This is a genomic window from Microbacterium sp. zg.Y909, assembly GCF_024626565.1.
This window is the reverse complement of the sequence record NZ_JANJFJ010000253.1, coordinates 1-6,418: the sequence shown is the minus strand read 5'-3', so window position 1 is coordinate 6,418 and position 6,418 is coordinate 1. Positions and strand designations below refer to the sequence as shown.

8 protein-coding genes are annotated in these 6,418 nt (G+C 72.1%); 3 read left to right on the top strand and 5 right to left on the bottom strand.

The window, feature by feature from the left end:
- On the bottom strand, nt 1-1,367 hold a 1,367-nt coding region (locus NQ160_RS16285; RefSeq protein WP_257516213.1), incomplete at its 3' end, for a DEAD/DEAH box helicase.
- 172 nt (nt 1,368-1,539) lie between these two features.
- On the opposite strand from NQ160_RS16285, the gene NQ160_RS16280 reads away from it, so the two are divergent.
- Nucleotides 1,540-2,319, top strand: a complete 780-nt coding sequence (locus NQ160_RS16280) for an SGNH/GDSL hydrolase family protein (protein WP_257516216.1) — start codon at nt 1,540-1,542, stop codon at nt 2,317-2,319.
- Between the two features lie 167 nt (nt 2,320-2,486).
- On the opposite strand, the gene NQ160_RS16275 is transcribed toward NQ160_RS16280, so the two are convergent.
- Nucleotides 2,487-3,278 carry a TrmH family RNA methyltransferase gene (locus NQ160_RS16275; protein WP_257516212.1) on the bottom strand — a complete coding sequence of 264 codons (792 nt, stop codon included), beginning with the start codon at nt 3,276-3,278 and terminating at the stop codon, nt 2,487-2,489.
- Between the two features lie 99 nt (nt 3,279-3,377).
- On the opposite strand from NQ160_RS16275, the gene NQ160_RS16270 reads away from it, so the two are divergent.
- Both NQ160_RS16270 and NQ160_RS16265 read left to right on the top strand, forming a co-directional pair.
- Nucleotides 3,378-4,229 (top strand): Sir2 family NAD-dependent protein deacetylase, encoded by an 852-nt coding sequence (locus NQ160_RS16270; RefSeq protein WP_374113667.1) that lies wholly within the window; start codon nt 3,378-3,380, stop codon nt 4,227-4,229.
- Nucleotides 4,230-4,321: 92 nt separating this feature from the next.
- A complete protein-coding gene (locus tag NQ160_RS16265) occupies nt 4,322-4,933 on the top strand; it encodes a histidine phosphatase family protein (protein ID WP_257516211.1) in 612 nt (203 codons plus the stop codon).
- Here NQ160_RS16265 and NQ160_RS16260 read toward each other — a convergent pair.
- The 3 genes from NQ160_RS16260 to NQ160_RS16250 all read right to left on the bottom strand — a co-directional run.
- Nucleotides 4,930-5,742, bottom strand: coding sequence for an HpcH/HpaI aldolase/citrate lyase family protein (locus tag NQ160_RS16260; RefSeq protein WP_257516210.1), 813 nt, complete (start codon nt 5,740-5,742; stop codon nt 4,930-4,932). The genes NQ160_RS16265 and NQ160_RS16260 overlap by 4 nt on opposite strands.
- On the bottom strand, nt 5,739-6,242 hold the full coding sequence (locus NQ160_RS16255; protein ID WP_257516209.1) for a MaoC family dehydratase: 504 nt from the start codon (nt 6,240-6,242) through the stop codon (nt 5,739-5,741). Before NQ160_RS16255 ends, NQ160_RS16260 begins: the two co-directional genes overlap by 4 nt.
- A 5-nt stretch (nt 6,243-6,247) precedes the next feature.
- Nucleotides 6,248-6,418: acyl-CoA dehydrogenase family protein (locus NQ160_RS16250; RefSeq protein ID WP_257516214.1), on the bottom strand; the 171-nt coding region annotated here is incomplete at its 5' end.

Below are 6,418 nucleotides of genomic sequence, written 5' to 3'. Positions count from 1 at the left end.
GTGAGCGAGTCGGATGCCTTGTCCTCGCGCTCCGCCTCGGCCAGCAGGGTGTCCTCGAGGCCGTCGTCGTCGCCCGACTCGCGGTCCAGCGCGTGGTCGCGCTCGCGCTCCATCTCATTGGCGAGGGCCAGCAGCTGCGGCACGTGCGGCAGGAAGACGCTCGCCGACTCGCCCCGGCGGCGAGCGCGCACGAAACGGCCGATCGCCTGGGCGAAGAAGAGCGGGGTCGACGCGCTCGTGGCATAGACGCCGACCGACAGCCGGGGCACGTCGACGCCTTCCGACACCATGCGCACCGCGACCATCCAGCGCGACGTGCCCTTCGCGAACTCCTCGATGCGACCGGATGCCGCGGGGTCGTCCGAGAGCACGACGGTCGTGGGCTCGCCCGTGATGTCGCGGAGGATCGCCGCGTACGCCCGTGCGGCGGTCTGGTCGGTCGCGATGACGAGGCCGCCGGCGTCGGGGACTTCCTGCCGCACCTCGCTGAGTCGCCGATCGGCGCTGCGCAGCACCGCGGGGATCCAGTCGCCCTGCGGGTCCAGCGCGGTGCGCCAGGCCTGCGAGTTGATGTCCTTCGTGTTGTCCTGGCCGAGGTGCGCCTCGTACTCGTCGCCGGCCTTGGTGCGCCAGCGCATCTGTCCCGCGTACACGAGGAACAGCACCGGACGCACGACCCCATCGGCGAGGGCACGCCCGTAGCCGTAGTTGTAGTCCGTGCGGGAGAGCCTGATGCCCTTCTCGTTCGGGTGGTACTCCACGAACGGGATCGGCGCGGTGTCACTGCGGAACGGGGTCCCCGACAGCAGCAGCCGACGGGTCGCCCGCTGGTAGGCCTCGCGCAGCGCGTCGCCCCAGCTGAGGGCGTCACCGCCGTGGTGCACCTCGTCGAGGATCACCAGGGTGCGGGCATCCTCGGTGAGGCGCTGGTGGACGGATGCCTTGACCGCCACCTGCGCGTAGGTCACCGCCACGCCGTGATAGTGCCGGGCGGGCGAGACGTGGCGGTTGCTGAAGTTCGGGTCGAGCCGGATGGACACGCGCGCCGCGGCATCCGCCCACTGGGTCTTCAGATGCTCGGTCGGGGCCACCACGACGATGCGGTCGATGATGCGCCGGCGGAGGAGCTCGGTCGCCAGGCGCAGGGCGAAGGTCGTCTTGCCGGCGCCCGGCGTGGCGGCCGCGAGAAAGTCGCGGGGGCCTTTGCCGACCCCGTCGGGGCCGTCCATCGCGAAGTACTGGTCGAGCGCTTCGGCCTGCCAGGCACGCAGTCGCTGGGCCGTTCCCCAGGGGGCGCGCTGCGGGAACGACGGCGAGAGGTGCTCGGCAGCGAAGCTCCCGAAATGCTCCTGCTGCTGTTCATCCACAACGGTCCAGCCTAAACGAGGCAGCGCAAGCTAGCCTCGAAGCTGGTTCAGCCGAGGAGGCCCCATGCCCGATACCGACACCGACCCCGACTCCCCCTCCGACTCCGTGACCGACTCCCCAGATCGTCTCGCCGAGTACACCCCGAACCCGACAGAGCATCCCTGGCGACGCATGGTCGCGATCGGAGACTCGTTCACGGAGGGCATCGGCGACCCCGACCCCTCCTCCCCCGGCGGACACCGCGGCTGGGCGGACCGCGTCGCCGCCGTGCTCGGCGCCCAGGTCGACGACTTCGCCTACGCCAACCTCGCCGTGCGCGGCAAGCTGATCGGCCAGATCGTCGACACCCAGATCGAGCCGGCCCTCGCGCTGAAGCCCGACCTGATCACGTTCTCGGCCGGCGGAAACGACGTCATCCGCCCCGGCGGCGATCCCGACTCCGTCGCCGCACAGTTCGAGGATGCCGTCGTGCGGCTCACCTCCTCCGGAGCCACGCTGCTGGTGTTCACCGCCATCGACACGAACTTCACGCCGGTGTTCCGCGGCATCCGCGGGCGCGTCGCGATCTACAACGAGAATGTCCGGGCCATTGCCGAGCGCTACGACTGCGTCGTGGCCGACCAGTGGGCGCTCAAGGAGGTGCAGGACATGCGGTTCTTCGACGACGACCGCCTGCACTACAACACCCTCGGTCACCACGAGGTGGCGCGCATGGTGCTGCGCGCGCTGAACGTGCCGAACGACCTGCAGCCGATGCAGCCGGAGCCACTGCCGCCCCGCACCTGGCGGGCGGCACGGGTGAACGACTTCGTCTGGGCTCGGGAACACCTCGTGCCGTGGGTGCTGCGGCGGGTGCGCAACCAGTCCTCCGGCGACCACATCACGGCGAAGCGCCCCGATGCGCTGCCGGTGCGGGCGGTCCCGCGCCTGGGAGACCTCGCCGCCGAGTAGGCGGACGCTGGGGGCGCGGGCCGGGCCGCGCGGCCGGGACGTCGCAACTCCTCAAGAATCGCGACGTCGCGGCTCGCTGACCGGGTTCCGACCCGGAACGAGCCCGTTCTTGAGGAGTTAGGCGCGCCGCAGCGCCGCAACCGCCAGTGGAAGCGCCGCGACCCGCGTCAGCGCAGGGCCCAGAGGGCGACGGCGCTCGCCGCTGCGACGTTGAGCGAGTCGACTCCCCCGGCCATCGGGATCGTGACGACGGTGTCGGCGGCTTCGAGCGCGCGGCGGGACAGCCCGTCGCCCTCGGCACCGAGCATGAGGGCGACCCGCTCCGGCCGGGCGGCGACGAAGTCGTCCAGCGTCACCGCGTCGTCGGCGAGCGCGAGCGCCGCCAGGTGGAAACCGTTGTCATGAAGGATGCCGCCCGCCTCTGGCCACTTCGGCAGCCGCGTCCACGGCACCTGGAAGACCGTGCCCATACTCACCCGCACGCTGCGGCGGTAGAGCGGGTCGGCGCACCGGGGAGACACGAGCACGGCGTCGGCACCGAGCGCGGCGGCGTTTCGGAAGGCGGCACCTACATTCGTGTGATCGACGATGTCCTCGAGCACGACCACGAGACGTGCGCCGGCGATGATGTCCGCCACCGGCGGGGCGACGGGGCGGTGCATCGCGGCGAGCGCGCCGCGGTGCACCTGGTAGCCGGTGAGCTGCTCGGCGACCTCTGTCGGTACGACGTACACGGGCGCGTCGCCGGCGAGGTCCCGGACGTCGTCGACCCACTTCTCCTGCACCAGGATCGACCGCGGCCGATGCCCCGCCGCGATGGCCCGGCCGATGACCTTCGCCGACTCCGCGATGTACAGGCCTCCGGCGGGCTCCAGCACGCGTCGCAGCGCCACGTCGGTGAGGTCCCGGTAGTCGGCCAGACGGGGATCGGCGGGGTCTGCGACGTGCTCGATGGGCATTGGTCCACTCTCCCACGCGGCGCGATGGCGGACCTGTGCGCGACCCATGCCCGGCTGACCGTAACCTCCCGGCAAACTGGCACGCCTAGAATCGGCCGGGTGACCCCGGTGCTCCAGCTCGACGCGCCGACCGAGCGACTGGTCGGCCAGGCCGCCGACGTGCTGCGCGGCCGCAAGATCGCGGTGCTCACCGGCGCCGGGGTGTCCACCGATTCCGGAATCCCGGACTACCGCGGCGAGGGCGCCCCGGTGCGCACTCCCATGACCGCGCAGCAGTTCCTCGCCAGCGAGGCCGCCCGCCGACGGTACTGGGTGGGCAGCCACCTGGGATGGCGCGCTTTCGCCGCCGCCTCCCCCAACGCCGGCCACGCGGCCCTCGCGAGCCTCGAGAGCGCCGGCATCGCCACCGGCGTCATCACCCAGAACGTCGACGGCCTTCACGTGCGCGCCGGCAGCCGCCGCGTCGTCGAGCTGCACGGCACCATGCGCCGGGTCTTCTGCACCCACTGCGGCCAGGTCTTCGACCGACGCGACCTCGCGGTGCGGATCGAAGCCGACAACCCCTGGATCGACGTTCCCGCCGACGTGCTGCTCGGCCCCGACGGCGACGTGCTGCCCGAGACCGCCGACGGATTCCGCGTTCCCGACTGCAGCGTCTGCGGCGGCATGCTGAAGCCCGACGTCGTCTTCTTCGGCGAGTTCGTGCCCGTCGAGCGGTTCGCCGAGGCCGAGCAGCTCGTGCGCACGAGTCAGGCACTGCTCGTGGCCGGCTCGTCGCTCGTCGTCAACTCCGGGGTACGCCTGGTCGAGCGCGCGCGCCGGCGCCGGCTGCCGGTCGTCATCGTGAACCGGGGCGAGACGCGCGCGGATTCCAAGGCGACGGTGAAGATCGACGGCGGCACCAGCCCCGTGCTCGCAGCGCTCACCGACCTGCTCGCCGAGTCGGGCTGAGGGTCGCGGCACCGCGCCGACGACCGCCGAATCCCCGAATCGCACCAGTCGTCTCCGAGCCCTCTCCCGGATGCCGCGGTTAGGCTCGTCGGGTGACTCTGCTGACCCTCGTGCGCCACGGTGAGACCGACTGGAACCGCGCGCGCCGCATCCAGGGTTCCACCGACATCCCGCTCAACGACACCGGACGAGAGCAGGCCCGCGAGGCCGCCCAGCGGCTGCAGGAGCGCCTGACCACCGGCTCACCCGTCATCGTCGTCAGCAGCGACCTGTCACGCGCGCGCGAGACCGCCGAGATCATCGCCGACACCCTCGGTGTCGATCCGCCCCGCACGTACCCGCAGCTGCGCGAGCGCGCCTATGGCGAGGCGGAGGGCGTGGATGCCGCGGAGTTCCTGGAACGCTGGGGCGACTGGCACAGCGCCGAGGTGCCCGGCGCCGAGCCCTGGCCGGCACTGCGCGCCCGTGCCCTGGCGGCGCTGCAGCAGATCGCGCGGGACGTGCGGCACACGACGGCACCGGCGTCGGCATCCGTCATCGCCGTCGCCCACGGTGCGCTGATCCGCGAGATCATCCGCCACGCCACCGGGGGCGAGCTGCCCCCCGTCGGCTTCCGGCTGCCGAACGGGTCGAGCTATGACCTGCTGCTCGAGCGCGATCGGCTTCGGCTGCTTTCGGGCGTCGGCCCCGTCGTGGCCGGCTAGCGTTCGGTGCGGTGCAGCAGTGTGCGCGCGTGGCGCAGCACCGGCTTGTCGACCATGCGCCCGCGGTAGGTGAAGACCCCGCCCTCGTCCTCGGCGGCGCGCAGCACATCCCGAGCCCACGCGCTGTCCTCCGCCGTGGGACGGTAGGCGGCGCGGATCACCGGCACCTGGCTGGGGTGGATGCAGGCGGTGGCGGCGAAGCCGCTCGCGGCGGCATCCTCCGCCTCGCGGGCGAGCCCCTTCGTGTCGGCGATGTCCACGTGCACGGCGTCGATCGCGGCCTTGCCGCGTGCGCCCGCCGACAGCAGCACGTGTGCCCGCGCGTGGCGGGCGACGTCACGGTATCGCCCGTTCGGCTTGCGGCTCGACGTGCCACCCAGCGAGGCGACGAGGTCTTCGGCGCCCCACATCAGCGCCGAGACGTTGTCAAGCGCGGCGATGCGCTCGGCGGCGGTGACGCCCCGCGCCGTCTCGCACAGCGCGACGACGGTGTAGCGCGGGTCGATCCGGCCGATCCGCTTGGGTGACTCGGCCTTCGCGACCATGATCGTGCGTACGTCGGTCTGCGACAGCGTCGCCAGGTCCGCCTCGAAATCGGGCGTGCCGACCGGGTTCACCCGCACGATGACCCGCGCCGGGTCGAGGTCGGCGTCGATGAGGGCGCCGCGCGCGGCCGCCTTGTCCACCGGGGCCACGGCGTCCTCGAGGTCGATGATGGCGCCGTCGGCCCGCGCGAGCGCCGACGCGAACCGCTCGGGGCGATCGGCGGGGCAGAAGAGCAGGGCGGGGCCCGCCGAGAAAGCGGTCACGTCGTTTCCTCCTCGTGGTCACGGCTCCACATCAGGGCCGTGCGGGTCGCCGTCGCGACCACCTCGCCGTCTTGGTTGCGCCCGGTGTGGCGCATGGTGACGATGCCCTGCCCGGGACGCGAGGCCGACGGCCGGGCGCCGATGATCTCGGTGTCGGTGTAGAGCGTGTCGCCGGGGAAGAGCGGGGCGGGAAACGCGATGTCGGTGAGTCCGAGCTGAGCGACGAGGGTCCCCTGCGTGAGCTGGGCCACCGACGAGCCGATCATCGTCGCCAGCGTCCACATCGAGTTGATGAGGGGACGGCCGAACGGCTGCGTGGCGGCGTACGCCTCGTCGACGTGCAAGGCCTGCGCGTTCATCGTGAGGCCCGAGAACAGCACGTTGTCGGCCTGCGTGACCGTGCGCCCGGGGCGATGGCGGTAGCGCGCGCCGACCGTGAACTCCTCGAACCACAGTCCCCGCTGCACGATGTCGGGCGCGCCGGCGGGGGTGTCGGTCATGCCGTTCACGCTACCCCGAGCGCGCGGGCGATGACGAGCAGCTGCACCTCGGTGGTCCCCTCCCCGATCTCGAGGATCTTGCTGTCGCGGTAGTGGCGGGCCACGGGGTACTCGTTCATGAACCCGTTGCCGCCGAAGATCTGCGTGGCGTCGCGGGCGTTGTCCATCGCCGCCTC

Bases quoted from the DNA above. Each gene is read 5' to 3' on its own strand.
- NQ160_RS16280 (WP_257516216.1), top strand. From the start codon at position 1,540: ATGGTCGCGATCGGAGACTCGTTCACGGAGGGCATCGGCGACCCCGAC.
- NQ160_RS16275 (WP_257516212.1), bottom strand. From the start codon at position 3,278: ATGCCCATCGAGCACGTCGCAGACCCCGCCGATCCCCGTCTGGCCGAC.
- NQ160_RS16255 (WP_257516209.1), bottom strand. From the start codon at position 6,242: ATGACCGACACCCCCGCCGGCGCGCCCGACATCGTGCAGCGGGGACTG.